Origin of the sequence: Kitasatospora sp. NPDC057904, from assembly GCF_042887925.1 — a bacterium.
Lineage (GTDB): Bacteria > Actinomycetota > Actinomycetes > Streptomycetales > Streptomycetaceae > Kitasatospora.
This window is the reverse complement of record NZ_JBHVOL010000012.1, coordinates 117,799-136,577: the sequence shown is the minus strand read 5'-3', so window position 1 is coordinate 136,577 and position 18,779 is coordinate 117,799. Positions and strand designations below refer to the sequence as shown.

The 18,779-nt window shown below is 71.5% G+C and carries 15 protein-coding genes; 6 read left to right on the top strand and 9 right to left on the bottom strand.

The annotated features are described in order from the left end of the window. Positions 1 to 132: 132 nt before the first annotated feature. A complete protein-coding gene (locus tag ACFVSN_RS28245; RefSeq protein ID WP_387601834.1) occupies positions 133 to 3,705 on the bottom strand; it encodes a CDP-glycerol glycerophosphotransferase family protein in 3,573 nt (1,190 codons plus the stop codon). Positions 3,706 to 3,844: 139 nt separating this feature from the next. Here ACFVSN_RS28245 and ACFVSN_RS28240 point away from each other — a divergent pair, with 139 nt between their 5' ends. Together ACFVSN_RS28240 and ACFVSN_RS28235 are read left to right on the top strand one after the other, a co-directional pair. Beyond that, entirely contained in the window at positions 3,845 to 4,843 is a 999-nt protein-coding gene (locus ACFVSN_RS28240) for a glycosyltransferase family 2 protein (RefSeq protein ID WP_380439015.1), read from the top strand. Positions 4,844 to 4,905: 62 nt separating this feature from the next. After that, positions 4,906 to 5,835: a YihY/virulence factor BrkB family protein gene (locus tag ACFVSN_RS28235; RefSeq protein WP_380498952.1), complete on the top strand. Its 930-nt coding sequence runs from the start codon at positions 4,906 to 4,908 to the stop codon at positions 5,833 to 5,835. Between the two features lie 28 nt (positions 5,836 to 5,863). On the opposite strand, the gene ACFVSN_RS28230 is transcribed toward ACFVSN_RS28235, so the two are convergent. Further along, positions 5,864 to 7,072: a D-alanyl-D-alanine carboxypeptidase family protein gene (locus ACFVSN_RS28230; protein WP_380439019.1), complete on the bottom strand. Its 1,209-nt coding sequence runs from the start codon at positions 7,070 to 7,072 to the stop codon at positions 5,864 to 5,866. Between the two features lie 141 nt (positions 7,073 to 7,213). On the opposite strand from ACFVSN_RS28230, the gene ACFVSN_RS28225 reads away from it, so the two are divergent. Together ACFVSN_RS28225 and ACFVSN_RS28220 are read left to right on the top strand one after the other, a co-directional pair. Continuing rightward, a complete protein-coding gene (locus ACFVSN_RS28225) occupies positions 7,214 to 7,471 on the top strand; it encodes an SCO4848 family membrane protein (protein WP_380439021.1) in 258 nt (85 codons plus the stop codon). Between the two features lie 83 nt (positions 7,472 to 7,554). Further along, positions 7,555 to 9,159 carry a hypothetical protein gene (locus ACFVSN_RS28220; protein ID WP_387956806.1) on the top strand — a complete coding sequence of 535 codons (1,605 nt, stop codon included), beginning with the start codon at positions 7,555 to 7,557 and terminating at the stop codon, positions 9,157 to 9,159. Between the two features lie 62 nt (positions 9,160 to 9,221). Here the strand turns inward: ACFVSN_RS28220 and ACFVSN_RS28215 are convergent, their stop codons facing one another. Genes ACFVSN_RS28215 through sdhC form a run of 4 tightly spaced genes read right to left on the bottom strand, consistent with a single transcriptional unit; the run spans position 9,222 to position 12,666 of the window. Continuing rightward, positions 9,222 to 9,992 carry a succinate dehydrogenase iron-sulfur subunit gene (locus ACFVSN_RS28215; RefSeq protein WP_387956805.1) on the bottom strand — a complete coding sequence of 257 codons (771 nt, stop codon included), beginning with the start codon at positions 9,990 to 9,992 and terminating at the stop codon, positions 9,222 to 9,224. Continuing rightward, positions 9,992 to 11,734, bottom strand: a complete 1,743-nt coding sequence (gene sdhA, locus ACFVSN_RS28210; RefSeq protein ID WP_380499132.1) for a succinate dehydrogenase flavoprotein subunit — start codon at positions 11,732 to 11,734, stop codon at positions 9,992 to 9,994. The genes ACFVSN_RS28215 and sdhA overlap by 1 nt, the downstream gene beginning before the upstream one ends. 51 nt (positions 11,735 to 11,785) lie before the next feature. Further along, a complete protein-coding gene (locus tag ACFVSN_RS28205) occupies positions 11,786 to 12,277 on the bottom strand; it encodes a succinate dehydrogenase hydrophobic membrane anchor subunit (RefSeq protein WP_380439028.1) in 492 nt (163 codons plus the stop codon). Between the two features lie 8 nt (positions 12,278 to 12,285). After that, positions 12,286 to 12,666 carry a succinate dehydrogenase, cytochrome b556 subunit gene (sdhC, locus tag ACFVSN_RS28200; RefSeq protein ID WP_218198520.1) on the bottom strand — a complete coding sequence of 127 codons (381 nt, stop codon included), beginning with the start codon at positions 12,664 to 12,666 and terminating at the stop codon, positions 12,286 to 12,288. A 253-nt stretch (positions 12,667 to 12,919) separates the two neighbouring features. Between sdhC and ACFVSN_RS28195 the strand changes: the two genes are divergently transcribed. Further along, entirely contained in the window at positions 12,920 to 13,693 is a 774-nt protein-coding gene (locus ACFVSN_RS28195; RefSeq protein ID WP_387956804.1) for a hypothetical protein, read from the top strand. Positions 13,694 to 13,728: 35 nt separating this feature from the next. Here ACFVSN_RS28195 and ACFVSN_RS28190 read toward each other — a convergent pair whose 3' ends face one another. The 3 genes from ACFVSN_RS28190 to ACFVSN_RS28180 form a co-directional block, all read right to left on the bottom strand. Then, positions 13,729 to 14,214, bottom strand: coding sequence for a 2-oxo-4-hydroxy-4-carboxy-5-ureidoimidazoline decarboxylase (locus tag ACFVSN_RS28190; RefSeq protein WP_380439032.1), 486 nt, complete (start codon positions 14,212 to 14,214; stop codon positions 13,729 to 13,731). A gap of 297 nt (positions 14,215 to 14,511) precedes the next feature. After that, positions 14,512 to 16,155: an alpha/beta hydrolase gene (locus tag ACFVSN_RS28185; protein ID WP_387602643.1), complete on the bottom strand. Its 1,644-nt coding sequence runs from the start codon at positions 16,153 to 16,155 to the stop codon at positions 14,512 to 14,514. A 69-nt stretch (positions 16,156 to 16,224) separates the two neighbouring features. Continuing rightward, a complete protein-coding gene (locus ACFVSN_RS28180; RefSeq protein WP_380439036.1) occupies positions 16,225 to 16,965 on the bottom strand; it encodes an SDR family oxidoreductase in 741 nt (246 codons plus the stop codon). Positions 16,966 to 17,114: 149 nt separating this feature from the next. Between ACFVSN_RS28180 and ACFVSN_RS28175 the strand changes: the two genes are divergently transcribed. Further along, positions 17,115 to 18,704, top strand: coding sequence for a methylmalonyl-CoA mutase (locus tag ACFVSN_RS28175; RefSeq protein WP_387956803.1), 1,590 nt, complete (start codon positions 17,115 to 17,117; stop codon positions 18,702 to 18,704). The last annotated feature ends 75 nt before the right edge of the window (positions 18,705 to 18,779 follow it).

Below are 18,779 nucleotides of genomic sequence, written 5' to 3'. Positions count from 1 at the left end.
AATTTGCCGACGAAACGCCAGTTCGAGTGCAATGCGGGCGTAAAGATCCGGGCGCTCTCGGGTAACTCCCGGAAATGCCGAGGCGTCCGGTGCGCAATCGCACCGGACGCCTCGGGACGTTCGAGGGAAAAATTACTCCTTTCGGAGCATCGCATCGACGACGCGGGCGGCGGCCTTGCCGTCGTCCAGGTCGCAGTAGGCCTCGCGGAAAGCGGCGGCCTTGTCGGCGAATTCGGCGGCGACCTCGTCGACCCGGCCGAGCGCGGAGACGAGTTCGGCGGACGTGGCCAGCAGCGGGCCGGGGACCACCGATTCGAAGTCCAGGCTGAAACCGCGCAGGTTGTCCCGGTAGTGCTCCAGGTCATACGTGAAGAACAGCACCGGCTTGCCGGTCGACGCGAAGTCGAAGACCGAGGCCGAGTAGTCGGTGACCAGGACGTCGGCGATCAGCAGCAGCTCCGCCATGTCGGGGTAGCTGCCGACGTCCCAGACGTAGCCGTTGCCGGCGTCCGGGATCTGGCCGCACATCACGCTGTGCCGGCGCACCAGCAGCACCTGGTCCTCGCCGAGCGCGGCCCTGGCCGCCTCCAGGTCGATCCGCAGGTCGATCTGGTAGCCGCCGTTGGGCCGGCGCCGGTCCTCGCGCCAGGTCGGCGCGTAGAGCACGACCTTCTTGCCCTCGGGCAGCCCGAGGCGCTCGCGGACCTGCTCCGCGGTCTTCTCCCGGTCCGGGGCGAACAGCAGGTCGTTGCGGGGCGAACCGCTCTCCAGGATCTCGCCCTTGTAGTCGAAGGCGCGCTTGAGCAGCGGGGCCGACCAGCTGTTGCCGGCCACCAGGAGGTTCCAGTTCGGGACCTCCTTGGCGAGGCCCTTCAGGTAGTTGGAGTCGGTGAACCAGACCTTCTCGAAGTCCAGGCCGATCTGCTTCAGCGGCGTGCCGAGCCAGGTCTGCACGACCACCTGGCCGGGGCGGCGGACGAAGAAGTCGGGCAGGTGGGTGCTGGTGACGATGTACTTGGCGGTCGCCAGCGCCTCGAACCACTCCGGGCTCCACAGCCGGATCGCCTGCGCGGTCTGCGGCAGGTCGGCCTGGAGGTCGTCGCTGCCCCACAGGTGCTCCAGCGGCAGGCCGCGGCGCACGAGCTCCTCGTGGATCGCCCGCGGGGAGTCCGCGTAGAGGCCGCCGAGGCCGCCGTTGTACAGGACGGTCTCGCGCACCGGGTGCCGACGGGCGGCCGGGTAGTCGGCCGTCCGCAGCTGGCGCTGGCGGTAGCCGCTGCGCTCCTCGGGCAGCAGGGCCGAGTGCGACTCCAGCGACAGGCCGTCGTGGTGGCGCCGCTCCAGCACTATCCGCTTGCCGCGGGACTCCACCTCCAGCGGCAGCGTGCCGAAGCAGTCCGGCGAGATCAGCGCGTGCAGGACGACGGCGTCGTCGACCGGGGCGCCGACCGGACGGAAGAAGACGTTCCAGGTGCCCTGGGCGAGCGGCACGCGCCCGGCGAAGGAGGCGGTCGGCACGGCCGGCATCGCGGTGCGGAAGCGGCCGTCGGTGATCTCCACCGGGTAGACGTGCTCCTCCTCGCGCCAGTCGTGCCGGACGACCAGCTCCCAGCGGTGCGAGTCGGGCAGCGGGAAGGAGCCGCTCAGCAGGAAGCCGTCGGCGCCGCGCGAGGCGACCTCCTCGACGATCGGCTGGAGCAGCTGGTCCGAGAACTGCAGGTTCCCGGCGGGGGAGGGCTTGGAGTAGAGCGCGCGGCGCTCCGCGGTCGGCGCCTGCGGGTTGAGGACGACGTGCAGCTGCTCGGGCGCGTTGCGCTCGTCCCAGACCACCGGCACGACGCTTCCGTCGGTGAGCACCAGGGCGGTGTCCCAGCGGTCGCGGGCACGCTCGGCGGCCACCGGGTCCAGCTCGGCCCAGGCCTCGCGGACGGCGGTCAGCTCGGCCGCGGGGAAGGAGACCGAGAACGGCTGCAGCGTGCCGACCGGCGCGCCCGGCTCCAGCGGGAAGGCCAGCTCGCGGTCGGACTCGACGTGGGTGAGCCGCAGGCGGGCCCCGGCGAGGCTCGCGCCGGAGCGGGCCGCGCCCGAGACCTCCACCCGGCCGGCGTGCGCGGCCAGGCCGGTCACCCGGGCCCTGACCGTCTCCACCTTCAGGTAGACGAAGTTGTCCCGCACCCACGGCACGATCCGCACGTCCGGCTCGACCCAGTGCGTCGGGAGGTACTCGGCGGTGTCGCTCCAGCCGGCCGAGACCCGGCCCTTGTACACGCCGCCCTTGCCCGCGCCGGCGACCAGGACGCGCCAGTGGCCGTCCTTCCACTGCCCGCGGTGCTTGAGCTTCTTCGGGTCGAGGGCGACGGTGAAGCCGGCCCAGTCGCAGTTGTACAGGTCGTGGCTGCAGCTCGCGGTGGCCTCGGGGCTGTACTGGGTCTTCATCGGCACGGCGACGACCCGGCGGCCCTTGGTCTCGCGCAGCACCAGCGTGCGGACCATGTCGTGCTTGCCGGCCGCGCCCAGCTGCTCCGGGTACGCGTGCCCGGTCAGCTCCAGCTTGCCGCCGACCCAGGCCGAGCCGTACAGCCGGCTGCGCATGACCAGCGAGTTGTCCAGCTTCAGGACGCCGGCCGGGACGCTCTTGCGGCCGCCGCGCAGGAACGGGTAGTCGGCGTAGGGGCGCAGCAGGCCGCGGGCCTGGACGCCGCCGTTGCTCTCGCCCTCGTACTTGATCTGCTCGACGAACTCGTCGACCCGGCCCTGGAGGGTCAGGTGGTACTTGAGCCGCAGCGGCGCGCGCAGCTTGCGGACCTGCTCGGGGCCGATCGCCCGCAGCAGCCGGCTGACGTGCTTGACGTAGGCGTCCCGGTACTCCTTGTCGCCGTCCACGACGGACCAGAAGAACATCGGGATCTCCTCGACGAGGGTGTTCTCGTCGTAGGAGCGCAGGTACTGGGCGAAGCGCGGCTCGGTCTGCTTCTTCAGCCAGCCGCGGACCAGCTCGACCGAGGCGACGCGGTCGATCAGGCCCTTCGGGTTGGTGCGCATCTGCGTGATCGACATCTCGCCGACCTCGCGCTCGCGCCAGTGGTAGATCGGCTCGGCGAGCACGTCCACGCTCTTGGCGAGGTAGTGGTGCGGCACGCTGACCGGGGCGTCCTCGTACAGGATGCCCTCGGGGTACAGCAGGCCGGCCGCGTCGAAGAAGGAGCGGCGGTACACCTTGTTCCACGCGGTGCGGTCGGTGACCAGCGCGGGGATCTCGGTGATGTGGGTCTTGAGCCTGGTCTCCTTGAACGGCTTCACGTGGCCGCCGGACTGGTAGTAGCCCACCGCGCGGAAGCGCAGCACGTTGCCGGTGGCGAAGTCGGAGCCGGTCTCGTCCAGCGTGTTGATCATGAGCTCGTACGCGCTCGGCGGCATCGAGTCGTCGCTGTCGACGAAGCACAGGAACTCGGCGTCCGGGTCGATGTGCCGGATGCCGGTGTTGCGGGCCGCGCCGAGGCCCTTGTTCACCTGGCGCACCAGGCGGAACCGGGAGTCCTTGGCGGCGTAGGCCTCGGCGAGCGCCGCGCTGCCGTCCTTTGAACCGTCGTCGACCATCACGCACTCGAAGTCGCCGAAGGTCTGGGCGGCGATCGAGTCGAGGCACTCGACGAGGTAGCGCTCGACGTTGTAGATCGGAACGACGATGGAGAGGCGGGGAGCCATCGGCTACGCAGGCCTTTCTCGGGAATCAGCGTGGCAGCCCGGGTCGGGGTCTGGCCGCACTTTTGAATCGGTGCGTACGTGCACCGCGATCCTACCGTCCTGGCCAAGGCGCTCCCGGGGGCCACTACGCTTGGGGCCCGTGCCCCGCTTCAGCGTGATCGTCCCCGTGTACCAGGTCCAGGACTACCTCGCCGAGTGCCTCGACTCGGTCCTCGGCCAGGACGGTCCCGACTTCGAACTGATCGCGGTGGACGACCGCTCCCCGGACGGCTGCGGCGCGGTGCTCGACGAGGCGGCCGCCGCGGACCCCCGGGTCCGGGTGCTGCACCTGCCGGAGAACGTCGGCCTCGGCCGCGCCCGCAACGCCGGCCTGGAGGTCGCCACCGGCGAGTACGTGATCTTCCTCGACAGCGACGACACGCTCACCCCTGGCCTGCTCCGGGCCGTCGAGGACCGGCTCGCCGCCACCGGGGACCCGGACGTCCTGGTCTACGACTACGCCCGCACCTACGTCGACGGCCGGATCACCCGCGCCGCCTCCGCCCACGTCTTCGGCGCCGCCTCCCCGGACGTCTTCGACCTCGACGCCCGCCCCGACCTGCTCGACCTGCTCCAGGTCGTCTGGAACAAGGCCTACCGCCGCGGGTTCATCACCGAGCAGGAGCTGGTCTTCCCGGCCGGCTACTACGAGGACACCCCCTGGACGTACCCGGCGCTCCTCGCCGCCGCGAGCATCACCCTGCTCGACCGGATCGGCGTGCACTACCGCCAGCGGCAGGAGGGCGGCAACATCCTGGCCACCGCCGGCCGCAAGCACTTCGACGTCTTCGCCCAGTACGACCTGGTCTTCGCCTTCCTCGACCGGCGCCCCGACCTCGACCACTGGCGCCCGGTGGTCTACGGCAAGATGCTGCACCACCTCAACACCGTCGTCGCCAAGCCCGGCCGGGTCCCGGCCGGCGACCGCCGCGAGTACTTCCGCCGTGCCGCCGAGCACTGCGCCCGGCTGCGCCCGGCCGGCTACCGCCCGCCCGCCGGGGTGGACGGGGTGCGCACCGAACTGCTCAGCCACGGCCGCTACGGCGCCTACCGGACGGTCCGCGTGCTCGCCCGGGCCCGGCGGCTGGTGGGGCGCTGAACCCGCCCGCCGCAGGTCGAGCCTGACGGCCGTTCGGGGGACGGGCCGGTATAACCGGTCGGGTGGACTTCCTGACCCGCCTTCCGGTCGTCGGCCCGCTCGTCGCGCGGGTGCTGCGCAGCCGCCCGTACCGGGTGTACGAGCACTTCACCGCCGCCCGCGGCAACCGGCTGGCCGGCGCGGTCACCTTCTTCGGCTTCCTCGCGCTGTTCCCGCTGCTCACCGTGGCCCTGGCGATCGCCGCCACGACCCTCAGCGACAGCCGGGTCGCCGACCTGCAGAAGCGCATCTCCGACCAGTTGCCGGGCATCTCCGACGCGCTCAACCTGCCGTCCCTGGTGTCCAACGCGGGCGCCGTCGGGCTGGTCAGCGGGGCGCTGCTGCTGCTCTCCGGCCTGGGCTGGGTGGACACCATGCGCACCTCGATCCGGGACGTCTGGCAGCTGCCGGCGGAGGACGGCAACGTGATCCTGCGCAAGGCGTGGGACTGCGTCGTGCTCGGCGGCCTCGGCCTGGTGTCGCTGGTCTCGCTGGGCACCTCCGCCGCCGGCACGACGCTCGCCGGGCGGATCGCCGACGCGATCGGCCTGCACAACGGCTACCTGCTCACCGGGGTCGGCCTCGTGATAGCGGTCGCCTGCGACACCCTGCTGTTCGGCTACCTGCTCGGGCCGTTCGCGGGGATCCGCGGCCAGCGCCGGCGCGACGTCCTGCAGGGCGCGCTGATCGGCGCGGTCGGCTTCGAGCTGCTGAAGATCCTGCTCGCGTCCTACCTCGGCTCGGTGGCCGGGAAGAGCCTGTACGGCGCCTTCGGCGTGCCGGTGGCGCTGCTGCTCTGGATGAACTTCGTCTGCCGCCTGCTGATGTACTGCGTCGCGTGGACGGCCCTGGCCGACCCGGCCGCCGCGCGCGAGCGGACCCGCGAACACGCGCGAACGCTGCTGGCGGCCGCGGACGAGGCGCAGACGGCGGCGGCCCGGCCCCTGGGGTGAGGCCGGGCCGCCGCGGGGCGACGCCGCGTCAGCCGCCGTCGGTGGGAGCGGCCGTCCGGCGCTTCAGCACCACCAGGGCCCCGGCCCCGGCCACCGCCCCGACGACGATCGCGAGCCAGCCGCCGACGCCGATCCCGTCGTCCCCGTCCTTCGAACCGGCCGCCGCGACCCCGGACGCGGCCGCCGACGGGTGCGGCGGCGGCGCCGGCGTCCCGTCCCTGCCGCCCGCCTGGCCGGTGGGCTGCTCGGCGCCGGGCTGCTGCTCGTCCACGAGCCTGCCGACCGGCTGCACCTTCCCGGCCGCGGCGAAGCCCCAGTCCAGCAGCGCGGCCGTCTCGTCGTAGACCTTCTGGTACGACGCCGGGTGCATCACCGTCACCAGCAGCGTGCGGCCGTCGCGCTCGGCGGCGCCGACGAAGGTCGAGCCGGCGTTGGTCGTGGTGCCGTTCTTCACCCCGATCAGGCCCGGGTACTTGCCCAGCAGCCGGTCGGTGTTGGCGATGCCGAAGCTGCCGCGCTGGCCGGTGTTCTTGTCCACGGCGCCCGGGAACATCGCGTCCCGGGTGGCGCAGTAGCCCCGGAAGTCCGCGTTGCGCAGGCCGGCCCGCGCGAACAGGGACAGGTCGTAGGCCGAGGAGAGCTGGCCGTCCATGTCGTAGCCGTCCGGGGAGATCACCTTGGTGTCCCGCGCCTGGAGGGCCTCCGCCCGCGACTGCATCTCGGCGACGGTCTGCGGGACGCCGCCGTTCATGTGCGCGAGGACGTGCACGGCGTCGTTGCCCGAGCTGAGGAACACACCGCGCCACAGGTCCTCGACCCGGTAGTCCAGGTTCTCCTTGATGCCGACCAGGCTGCTGCCGGGACCGATCCCCTGGATCTCCTCGTCCGCGACCCGGTGGACCGCGTTGCGGTCGAACTTGGGCAGCACGGTGTCCGCGAAGAGGATCTTCAAGGTGCTGGCCGGCGGCAGCCGCAGGTGCGGGTTGTAGGACGCCAGGACCTCTCCCGACGCGGCGTCGGAGACTATCCAGGACTGGCCGGTCAGATCCCCGGGCAGTGCCGGAGCGCCGGCCATCGGCGAGACCTGGACCCCGGACTGGCCGAGCCGGTCGCCGCCGACCACGGTCGGCGGAGCCGGCGCGGAGGGGGCCGCGGCCGCCGCCGGAGCGACGAACAGGGCCGGCAGCACGGCGGTGGCGGCGAACAGGTGCGCGAGCTTGCGAGGGCGTGCGATCACCCGCCGACCGTACCCACTCGGGACCCCCGCCGTGCGCCACACCGGCAAGGTCCTCCGCAGGAGGGGCCAGCCGTACGCCGATCGGCAGCCCGCGCATACTGGGGGTGCACACCGCCTCCACACCGCCGCCGAGGACCCCGCATGAAGCTCAGCCGCCGCACCTCCTGGTTCCTGACCGCCTTCGGCGTCTGGTCGGTCGTCATCTGGACCACCTTCGTCAAGAACCTGTGGAAGGACTCCGGCGGCCAGGCCTTCGTCAACGGCGACCACTCCCAGCCCACCGCCTTCTTCTGGATCCACCTCCTGCTCGCCGTCACCTCCTTCTGCCTCGGCATCGCCGTCGGCACCATCGGCCTCCGCGGCCTGCGCGCCACCCGCCGCACCCCGGCCACCGACTGAGGAATCCCCGTTGCCGCTGTCGGTGCGCACTGGCAAGATCCTCACCGCTCGATCATGAAATCGTTCCAGGGTGGGGAAACTTGATGAAGCACACGCATGCCCGGCGGCTGGGGACGGGCGCGGCGTTCGCCGTGGCCGCGGGCCTGCTCGCCGCGCCGGCGGCCGCCGCCGACACCGCGCCGGCCGTCCTCGGCACCGCTCAGGGGACGGGCAACCGCACCGCCGACTGCAACCCGACCGCCGATCCGACCTGGCTCGGACGGTCCGTCGACGGACCGGCGCTCAACGCGAAGGTCACCGGCAGCGGGGTCCGGTTCAGCGTGTGGGACGTGACCACGGGCGCGGAGGACCCGGTGTTCACCGGCGACGCCCAGACCTACGGTCAGCCGAGCGCCGGCCTCCACGTCCCCGGCCTGGTGGACGGCCACAGCTACGCCTGGCACGCCTGGGCGCTTCAGGGCACGCAGCTCTCCGCCCCGTCGGCGGACTGCCACTTCACGATCGACGCGACGGACCCGACCGTCACGATCTCCTCGCCGGACTTCCCGGCGAGCGGTTCGGGTGGCAAGCCGGCCAAGTTCGCGGGGCAGACGGGGACCTTCGTCCTCAAGGGCGCCGACCCGGTCCCCGCGGGCGGAGAGGGATCCGGCGTCGCCTGCTTCCAGTACGGCTGGGACTCCGCCGGGAGCGACTGCAGTTCGCCGGGGGCCGTCGAGCCGGACGCCGACGGCACCGCGAAGATCGACCTCAAGGTCCTCGACTGGGGTACCAACAACCTCATCGTCAACGTGATCGACGGAGCGGGCAACGTCGGCCGGACGACCTACACCTTCTACGCCCCGTCCAACCCGAACCCGCCGAAGACCCTCGGTGACGTCGACGGGGACGGCGTCGCGGACATCGTGCTGCCGGACGCGCAGGGGAACCTGCAGTACATCCCGGTCAACGCGACCGACGCCACGCCGACCACCGTCATCCCGGCCAACCGTGCTCCTGCCGGGCGGGGTTGGGCGCCCTACCAGGTCGCCCACCGGGGGTGGGACAACGTCCACGCGCCGTCCTCGGACGACCTGTTCATCCACAAGCCGGGCGACTCCTACCTGACCGTCTACCGGAACTTCGACTACGGAGCCATGACCAAGGGCTTCACGGGGTCGGGCCAGCGCGTGTGCGGCGACCCCTTCAGCTCGTCCTGCCCGGACGGCTTCGCCGCCGACTGGTCCAAGACCGACCAGCTCGTCGCCCTCGGCCCGGTGAGCGACGGCACTGCGCCGTCGCTGCTGACACTGGAGGGCGGGAACCTCTGGTTGCTCGACGGGGCCATCTCCGATTTCGACAAGGTCACCAAGCTCACCACCTCCGGTGCCTGGAACGGCTACGACCTGATCGCCCCCGGGGCGGACAAGGGCGGCAACCTGGCCCTCTGGGCCCGTGACCGGGCCACCGGCGAGCTGCACGCCTACCCGATCCCGAAGAAGGCCGACGGCACCTTCGACTTCTCCGCGCTCGCCGACCCGAAGGCGGACGTGGTCGCGAGCGGCTTCACCGTGACCGCCTACCCGACGCTCGGCAGCTCGGGCGACGCGGACGGCGACGGCAAGCCCGACCTGTGGGCCGTCACCGCCGACCGTCACCTGGTGATGTACAGCGGCTGGACCGACGCCAACGACCTCGGCGTGCTGGCCTGATACGACGCCGAAGGCCCCGTCCGATTGGTCGGACAGGGCCTTCGGTGTGTGTCAGGCGGGGATCAGAAGCGGCGGGTGACCAGCGCCCGCTTCACTTCCTGGATCGCCTTGGTGACCTCGATGCCACGGGGGCAGGCCTCGGAGCAGTTGAAGGTGGTGCGGCAGCGCCACACGCCGTCGCGGTCGTTGAGGATCTCCAGGCGCTGCTCGGCACCCTCGTCGCGCGAGTCGAAGATGAAGCGGTGCGCGTTGACGATGGCGGCCGGGCCGAAGTACTGGCCGTCGTTCCAGAAGACCGGGCAGGACGACGTGCACGCGGCGCACAGGATGCACTTGGTGGTGTCGTCGAAGCGCTCGCGGTCCTCGGCGGACTGCAGGCGCTCGCGGGTCGGCTCGTTCCCCTTGGTGATGAGGAACGGCATGACGTCCTTGTACGCCTGGAAGAACGGGTCCATGTCCACGACCAGGTCCTTGAGGACCGTGAGGCCCTTGATGGCCTCGATCGTGATCGGCTTCTCCGGGTTGACGTCCTTGATCAGGGTCTTGCACGCCAGCCGGTTGCGGCCGTTGATCCGCATCGCGTCGGAGCCGCAGATGCCGTGCGCGCAGGAACGGCGGTAGGTGAGGGTGCCGTCCTGCTCCCACTTGATCTTGTTGAGCGCGTCCAGGACGCGCTCCTTCGGGTCCATCGTGAGCTGGTAGTCGACCCACACCGGGTCCGGGTGCTCCTCCGGGTTGAACCGGCGGATCCGGAAGGTGACGGTGATCAGCTGAGTGGCACCGCTCTCGGCCGCGTCCAGAGCGGCCGAGTGCTCCACGGTCGGAGTGCTCATCAGTACTTACGCTCCATCGGCTGGTAGCGGGTCGTGACGACCGGCTTGTAGTCGAGGCGGATGGAGGTCGTGCCGTCGGCGGCGACCTCCTGGTACGCCATGGTGTGCTGCATGAACTTCACGTCGTCACGGGTCGGGAAGTCCTCGCGGTAGTGGCCGCCGCGGGACTCCTCGCGGGCCAGCGCGGAGACGGCCAGCACCTCGGCCAGGTCGAGCAGGTTGCCCAGCTCGACGGCCTCCAGGAGGTCCGTGTTGTAGCGGAAGCCCTTGTCCTGGATGGAGACGTTCTTGTAGCGCTCCTTCAGCGCGGCGATGTCCTCGACCGCCTGCTTCAGGGTGGCGCCGGTGCGGTACACCATGGCGTTGGCGTCCATGGTCTCCTGCAGCTCCTTGCGGATCTGCGCCACGGACTCCTCGCCGGTGGCCTCGCGCAGGCCGTCGACCAGGGCCTGGACCTTCTCGGCCGGGTTCTCGGGCAGCTCGGTGAAGCCCACCGTCTGCGCGTAGTCGGCGGCGGCGATGCCCGCGCGCTTGCCGAACACGTTGATGTCCAGCAGCGAGTTGGTGCCCAGGCGGTTGGCGCCGTGCACGGACACGCACGCGACCTCGCCGGCGGCGTACAGGCCGGGGACGATGTCGGTGTTGTTGCGCAGGACCTCACCCTCGACGTTGGTCGGGATGCCGCCCATGGCGTAGTGCGCGGTGGGCTGGATCGGGATCGGGTCCGTGTAGGGCTCGATGCCGAGGTAGGTGCGCGCGAACTCGGTGATGTCCGGCAGCTTGGCGTCCAGCTGCTCCGGCGGCAGGTGGGTGAGGTCCAGGTAGACGTGGTCGCCGTCCGGACCGCAGCCGCGGCCTTCGCGGATCTCGGTGTAGATCGCGCGGGAGCAGACGTCACGGGACGCGAGGTCCTTCATGACGGGGGCGTAGCGCTCCATGAAGCGCTCGCCGTCCTTGTTGCGCAGGATGCCGCCCTCGCCGCGGGCGCCCTCGGTGAGCAGGATGCCCATGCGCCAGATGCCCGTCGGGTGGAACTGGAAGAACTCCATGTCCTCCAGCGGCAGGCCGCGGCGGTACACCAGGGCCTGGCCGTCACCGGTGAGGGTGTGGGCGTTGGAGGAGACCTTGAAGAACTTGCCGGTGCCGCCGGAGGCGAACACGACCGACTTGGCCTGGAATACGTGGATCTCGCCGGTGGCCAGCTCGTAGGCGACGACGCCGGCCGTCTTGCCGTCGTTGATCAGCAGGTCGAGGACGTAGAACTCGTTGAAGAACTCGACGCCGTGCTTGACGCAGTTCTGGAACAGCGTCTGGAGGATCATGTGGCCGGTGCGGTCGGCCGCGTAGCACGAGCGGCGGACCGGGGCCTCGCCGTGGTTGCGGGAGTGACCGCCGAAGCGGCGCTGGTCGATCCGGCCCTGCTCGGTGCGGGAGAAGGGCAGGCCCATCTTCTCCAGGTCGAGGACGGCGTCGATGGCCTCCTTGCACATGATCTCGGCGGCGTCCTGGTCGACCAGGTAGTCACCGCCCTTGACCGTGTCGAAGGTGTGCCACTCCCAGTTGTCCTCCTCGACGTTGGCGAGGGCGGCGCACATGCCGCCCTGGGCCGCGCCGGTGTGGGACCGGGTCGGGTAGAGCTTGGTCAGGACCGCGGTGCGGCTGCGCTGCGTCGACTCGATGGCCGCGCGCATGCCGGCGCCACCGGCGCCGACGATGACGGTGTCGTACTGGTGAATCTGCATGGGGGGTTAACTCGCCTCTGGCCTCTGCCGATGGTCGATGGTGCTCGCGGCTCAGATGTTGGGGTCGAAGGTGAAGATCACCAGGGTGCCCAGCAGCACGGTGAAGACCGTGGCGGTACCCATGAGCCCCTTGAGCCAGAGCCGGGTCGAGTCCTTCTCGGCGTAGTCGTTGATGACCTGACGCATGCCGTTGGCGCCGTGCAGCATGGCGAGCCAGAGCATCGTGAGGTCCCAGACCTGCCAGAACGGCGAGGCCCAGCGGCCGGCCACGAAGGCGAAGCCGATCTTGGAGACGCCACCGTCGAGCACCAGCATGATCAGCAGGTGGCCGAGGATCAGCACGACCAGGACGATGCCGGACAGGCGCATGAAGAGCCAGGCCAGCATCTCGAAGTTGGTCCGGGTGCGGCGCGGCGTCCTCTTGGTCCGCTTGCGCGGCGGCTCGATGACGAACGCGTCGGCCGGGTTCCCGGTGCCGAGGCCCTTGCCGGTGTGCGCCTGGTTGGAGGGGACCACCAGGGCGTCGGAGATTTCCGTGGACATCAGTCAGCTCACTTCCCGAACCAGTCGACCAGCGTGTGCTGCAGGATCGGGTAGAAGGCGCCGGCCATCAGGACGACCCAGACTCCGACCACCGTCCAGAGCATCTGCTTCTGGTACTTCGGGCCCTTCGACCAGAAGTCCACGGCGACGACCCGCAGGCCGTTCAGGGCGTGGAACAGGATGGCGGCCACGAGGCCGTACTCCATCAGGTTCACGAGGGGAGTCTTGTACGTCTGGATGACGGTGTCGTACGACTCCGGCGACACTCGCACCAGTGCGGTGTCCAGGACGTGGGCGAACAGGAAGAAGAAGATGAGGACGCCGGTGACTCGATGAGCCACCCAGCTCCACATGCCTTCCCGGCCGCGGTACAGCGTTCCAGCCGGCACGGAAAAACCCTCCGGAAGCGATTGGGGGCTCGGCCGGCTTCGGTGTCGGTCAGCCCGGCCGGGTACGGTCCACCGGCCGCGAGCATCCTATCGACGCCGTATCGGGAACCGCCTCCGGGGGCCCCAGGTGTGATCAATCAGGCACGACTGGCCTAGTTCGGCGGGAACCGGACCCCCGATGAGGACTCTGGGTGATCGATCGATTGCGCTACGGTGTCGCATCCGCCGCCGCCGACACCCTTCTGAGGCATCTGTGCCGCATCGTCCCCGACCGTCCGTCGTCTCCCTCCTCTGTGCGCTGGCGCTCGCCGCGGGCTGCACCACGGTCGGCGGGCCGTCCGACGACCGGGCCGCGCCGGTGCACGAACTGTCCGCGGCCGAACTGCGGACGGCCGCGGTGACCGACGCCGACCTCGGCGCCGGCTACGCGGTGACGGTCATGACGCCCGGTCACGGTGACACCGGGCAGGGCTCCGGGCGGGAGACGTCGGACGTCCCGGCCTGCCAGCCGCTGCTGGACGCCGTGGCACCCGGCGGTGGTGCGGGCCCGGGCGCGGCCTCGCCCGGCGCGGGGCTGCCGTACGCGGAGACCGATCTGAGCGTGGCCCGGGGGGCCGACCCCGCGGGCGCGGCGTACGGCGCCCTGGTGGGCTACCGCTCGGGGCGGGCCGCGCAGGTGCAGGCGGAACTGGAGAAGCTGTTCGGTCCGTGCGCCGTCTTCACCTCGACGGCGCCGCCGCCACCGGCGGAGCGGGGGAAGAAGGGGGCGCAGTCGACGCACACCCGGCACCGGCTGGCCCAGGCCGACACGCCCACGCCCGAGGGAGCGGACGCGGCGACCGGATTCACCCTCACGAATGAATCGGGTACGGCCGTGCTGTCCCAGCGTGCCGTGCTGACCCGGGTCGGTCCCGCACTCGCGGTGTTCACGACCTTCGGCGTCTCCTCCGAGCCGGCCGCGGCGCCGGACGAGCGGATCGTGCGGCAGCAGGTGGCGAAGCTGCGGGCGGCCCAGACCGGGAAGTGAGGGGCCGCCCGGACGGGTCGACGCGGGCCGGCGGCTCAGTGCGCGCCGGCCTCCGAATGGGTGGCGACGAGGTGCTCCAGCCGGGTGAGGGCGATCCGGCGCAGCTCGTCGGCCGCGACCAGGCGCTCCTCGTCCGGGTCGTTGGCGAGCCGGGTGCGGATCGAGGAGAGCACGGTGTCGAGCATCTCCTCGGGCGCGACGCCCTCCAGGCAGACCACGAAGACGTGGCCGAACCTGGCCTCGTACGCGGCGTGGGCCGCCCGCAGCGCGGTGTGCGCCGCCTGGCTGCCCGGGGCCCGCATGCCGAGCAGTGGCTGCGGCATCCAGCTCTCGTCGGCCAGGGCCTCGGCGAGGTCGGCCGGGCGGAGGTCGTAGGAGGCCTCGCTGGCGGCGGCCAGCAGGGACTCTATGTCGGGGTACGGCCGGTGGGCGGTGAGCCGCAGGGCCCAGCGGTGGCTGCCGCAGCAGGCCAGCAGGGCCTCCTCGGCGGCGCCGGCGTCGGCCTCGTTGAAGCGGTGCAACCCGAGGAGGGTCGGCTCGGAACTGGGATCGAGCCGCTGTGGCGGGATGTCGCTGGCCAGCGGGTCCTCCTCGTGAGGGCGGGAAGGTGGCCGGTGAAGGGTCCGGGTGGAGCAGGTGAAGTATGGGGCCGCGGGGTGGCGTCCTGAGCCTGCCGGGCAGCGGCTCAACGGTAGTTGAGCGCTCATCAGTTGGGGAGGGCGCACGCGGATTTCATCCGAACGAGCTATCAAGTTGTGACGTTGACACCTTCGCGTCAGCGCCCTCCCCGTCTTCGTCTGCTAGAGGGCCGCGGACGCTCAGGTGCAGCGCGTCCCGGCGGCCGGCATCGTGCCCGCGGTCAGGTAAGCCTCCAGGGCCTGGTCGATGCAGGCGTTGCCCTTGCCGAACGCGCCGTGGCCCTCGCCCACCCGGGTCAGCAGGGTGGCGCCGGCGAAGCCCTTGGCCAGCGCCTCGGCGGCGGCGTACGGGGTGGCGGGGTCGCCGGTGGAGCCGACGACCAGGATCGGGTCGGCGCCCTCGGCCCGGATGGTGTGCGGCTTCTCGGGGCTCCGGAACGGCCAGCCGTTGCACGAGGACTCGGTGAAGTCCTGCACGTCGACGCCCTTGGTGAGCAGCGGGGCCTGCTCCTGGAGCTGCTTGACGGCCTGCTGGGCGCGCTCGGCCGTGGGGGCCGGGGCGGAGCCGTCGGCGCAGGAGATCGCCGCGTGCGCCTCCTCCATCGGGGAGTAGTGGCCGTTCTCGTCGCGCTCGTCGTAGTCGTCGGCGAAGGCGAGCAGGACGTCGCCCTTGTCGTTCTTCATCGCGACGGAGAGCGCGACGCGCAGGTACTGCCAGGTGCTGTTCTCGTCGCCGTAGAGCGCGCCGCGCACGCCCGTCCAGGCGAGGTCGCTGCCGACCTTGCGGCCGTCCTTGGTGGGCAGCGGGTGGTCGCGCAGGCCGTCCAGGAAGTCGGCGGCCTTCTTGGCGGCCTGGCCCGAGTCCTTGCCCAGCGGGCACTCGGCCGCGTGGTTGTCGACGCAGTCGGCGGCGAAGCGCTCGAAGGACTTCTCGAAGCCGGCCTGCTGCTTGACGACCGAGTCGAGCTCGTCGGCGGCGGGGTCGACGGCGCCGTCCAGGACGAGGCGGCCGGCGTTCTTCGGGAACTCCTCGGCGTACAGCGAGCCGAGGTAGGTGCCGTAGGAGACGCCCAGGTAGTTGAGCTTCTTGTCGCCGACGGCGGCGCGCAGCACGTCCATGTCGCGGGCGGAGTTGCGCGTGCCGACGAAGGCCAGCAGCTTGCCGGACTTCGCCTGGCAGGCGGCGATGAACTCGGCGTTCTGCTGGTCGGACTGGGCCTTGCGGGCGGCCGGGTCGAGCGGCGAGTCGACCTGGGCCTCGGCGTCGCGCCGCTTGTCGTCCAGGCAGGTGATCGGGGAGCTGGCACCGGTGCCGCGCGGGTCGAAGCCGACCACGTCGAAGCGGCTGTGCAGGGTGCCGGCGAAGTCCTTGGCGCCGTACTTGACCATCTCGACGCCGGAGCCGCCCGGGCCGCCGGGGTTGACCACGAGCGAGCCGATCCGCTGGTCGGGCTTGGTGGCCGGGTACTTGACGAGCGCGAGGTCGAGCGCGTCCTTGGCCGGGTCGGCGTAGTCCAGCGGGACGTGCAGCTTGCCGCACAGCATGGCGGAGACGTCGGCCTTGGCGTCCGCGGCCTTCGGGTCCGGCGGGCAGGGGGCCCAGGTGATCTGCTGGGCGTAGAAGGGCTTGAGCGCCGGGTCGTCCGCCCCGGTCGGCTTCGGCGTCGGGGTGGCCGTCGCGGTGGTGGCGGCGGACGCCGGGCTGCCGGCGGCCTTGTCCTGGGCCGTCGTGGCGGTGTCGTTGCAGGCGGAGGTGAGGAGCAGGGTGCCGGCTGCCAGGGCGGTCAGCAGGACCCGTGGGCGGGCGGCCCGGTTGATGTTCATCGCACGTGTGTATCACTGCCGGGTCACACCGTTGATCAACGGGTGCCGGGCTGCCCGCCGGGGCTCTGATCAGGCGCGATGCACCTTGTGGTTGGCGGCCTGGGCACGCGGGCGGACGACCAGCAGGTCGATGTTCACGTGCGACGGGCGGGTGACCGTCCAGGCGACGGTGTCGGCGACGTCCTCCGACGTCAGCGGCTCGGCGACGCCCGCGTAGACGGCCTCCGCCTTCGCCTCGTCGCCGCCGAAGCGGGTGAGCGCGAAGCCCTCGGACTTCACCATGCCGGGGGCGATCTCGATCACCCGGATCGGCTCGCCGCACAGCTCCAGCCGCAGCGTCGCCGCGATGGTGTGCGCGGCGTGCTTGGCCGCGACGTACCCGCCGCCGCCCTCGTACGCGGCCAGCGCGGCGGTCGAGGAGAGCACCAGCACGGTGCCGTCGCCGGTGGCGCGCAGGGCGGGCAGCAGGGCCTGCGTCACGTGCAGCACGCCGAGCACGTTCACCTCGTACATGGCGCGCCAGTCGGCCGGGTCGCCGTGCTCGACCGAGTCGGCGCCCAGCGCCCCGCCGGCGTTGTTCACCAGGACGTCGACCCGGCCGACCTCGGCGGCGAAGGCGTCCACGGCCGCCCGGTCGGTGACGTCCAGGGTGAAGGCCCGGCCGCCGATCTCCTTGGCGAGCGCCTCGACGCGCTCGGTGCGCCGGGCGGTCAGCACCACGTCGAAGCCCTCGGCGGCCAGCCGGCGGGCCGTCGCCGCGCCGATCCCGCTGCTGGCACCGGTGACCACGGCCACCTTCTGCTCGGTCATTGCCACTCCCTGGGGCTCGTCGGTAAAGAGGTACGCACTTCGGTCGTAGGTCCGATCATCTCAATCGCGTCGGCTCCCCGTTCTCCGGCCCGGCAGGCCCTACATTGCGAGCGACGAGCCCCAGCCCGCCGATCCCCGTGGAGGGACCCATGGCAGCCGAGCCGCGCCGTGCCGAGTCAGGCTTCCCGATCGAGCCGCTGTACGGACCGGAGGCGCTGGCCGGGTGGGATCCGGGCAGCCGCCTCGGGAGACCGGGGGAGTTCCCGTACACCCGGGGCGTCTACCCGTCGATGTACACCGGCCGGCCGTGGACGATGCGCCAGTACGCGGGCTTCGGCACCGCGGCCGAGTCCAACGCCCGCTACCGGCAGCTGATCGCCGGCGGCGGCACCGGGCTCTCGGTGGCCTTCGACCTGCCCACCCAGATGGGCTACGACTCGGACGCGGCGCTCGCCGCCGGGGAGGTCGGCAAGGTCGGGGTGGCCGTCGACAGCGTCGAGGACATGGCGGTGCTGTTCGACGGGATCCCGCTGGGCGAGGTGTCCACCTCGATGACCATCAACGCGCCGGCCGGCCTGCTGCTCCTCCTCTACCAACTCGTCGGCGAGGCCCAGGGGGTGGCGCCGGACCGGCTCACCGGGACGATCCAGAACGACGTGCTGAAGGAGTACATCGCGCGCGGCACCTACATCTTCCCGCCCGCCCCCTCGCTGCGGCTGGTCGCGGACGTGTTCCGGTACTGCCGGGCGGAGATCCCGCGCTGGAACACCATCTCGATCTCCGGCTACCACATGGCCGAGGCCGGGGCCGGTCCGGCGCAGGAGATCGCCTTCACGCTGGCCAACGGCATCGCGTACGTGCGCACCGCGCTCGCCGCCGGGATGGCCGTCGACGACTTCGCGCCCCGGCTCTCCTTCTTCTTCGTGGCCCGCACCACGCTGCTGGAGGAGGTCGCCAAGTTCCGCGCCGCGCGCCGCATCTGGGCCCGGGTGATGCGCCAGGAGTTCGGCGCCCGGGACCCCCGCTCGCAGATGCTGCGCTTCCACACCCAGACCGCCGGGGTGCAGCTCACCGCCCAGCAGCCCGAGGTGAACCTCGTCCGGGTCTCGGTGCAGGCGCTCGCCGCGGTGCTCGGCGGCACCCAGTCGCTGCACACCAACAGCTTCGACGAGGCGATCGCGCTGCCCACCGAGAAGGCCGCCCGGCTCGCCCTGCGCACCCAGCAGGTCCTCGCGTTCGAGACCGACGTGACCGCCACCGTCGACCCGTTCGCCGGCTCCTACGTCGTCGAGTCGCTGACCGACGAGGTGGAGGCCGCCGCCCTCGCCCTGATGGCCCGGGTGGAGGAGCTGGGCGGTGCGGTGGCCGCGATCGAGAGCGGCTACCAGAAGGCGGAGATCGAGCGCACCGCCTACCGCGTCCAGCAGGAGACCGACGCCGGCGAGCGGACGGTGGTCGGCGTCAACCGCTTCCAGCTGGACGCCGAGGAGCCGTACCAGCCGCTGCGGGTGGACCCGGCGATCGAGCGGCAGCAGGCCGGGCGCCTCGCCCGGCTGCGCGCCGAGCGCGACGCGAGCGCGGTGGACCGGACGCTGAACACGCTGCGTCGGACCGCCGAAGGAGGGGAGAACGTGCTCTATCCCATGAAGGACGCGCTGGCGGCCCGCGCTACCGTCGGCGAGGTGTGCGACGCGCTGCGCGAGGTGTGGGGCACGTACGCGCCGGTGGAACGTTTCTGACTATCCGTCAAACACGCAAAGGCCGTGACCGCCGCCCCGGGTGATCGTTGCACAGGACAAGCAACCCGGGGAAGG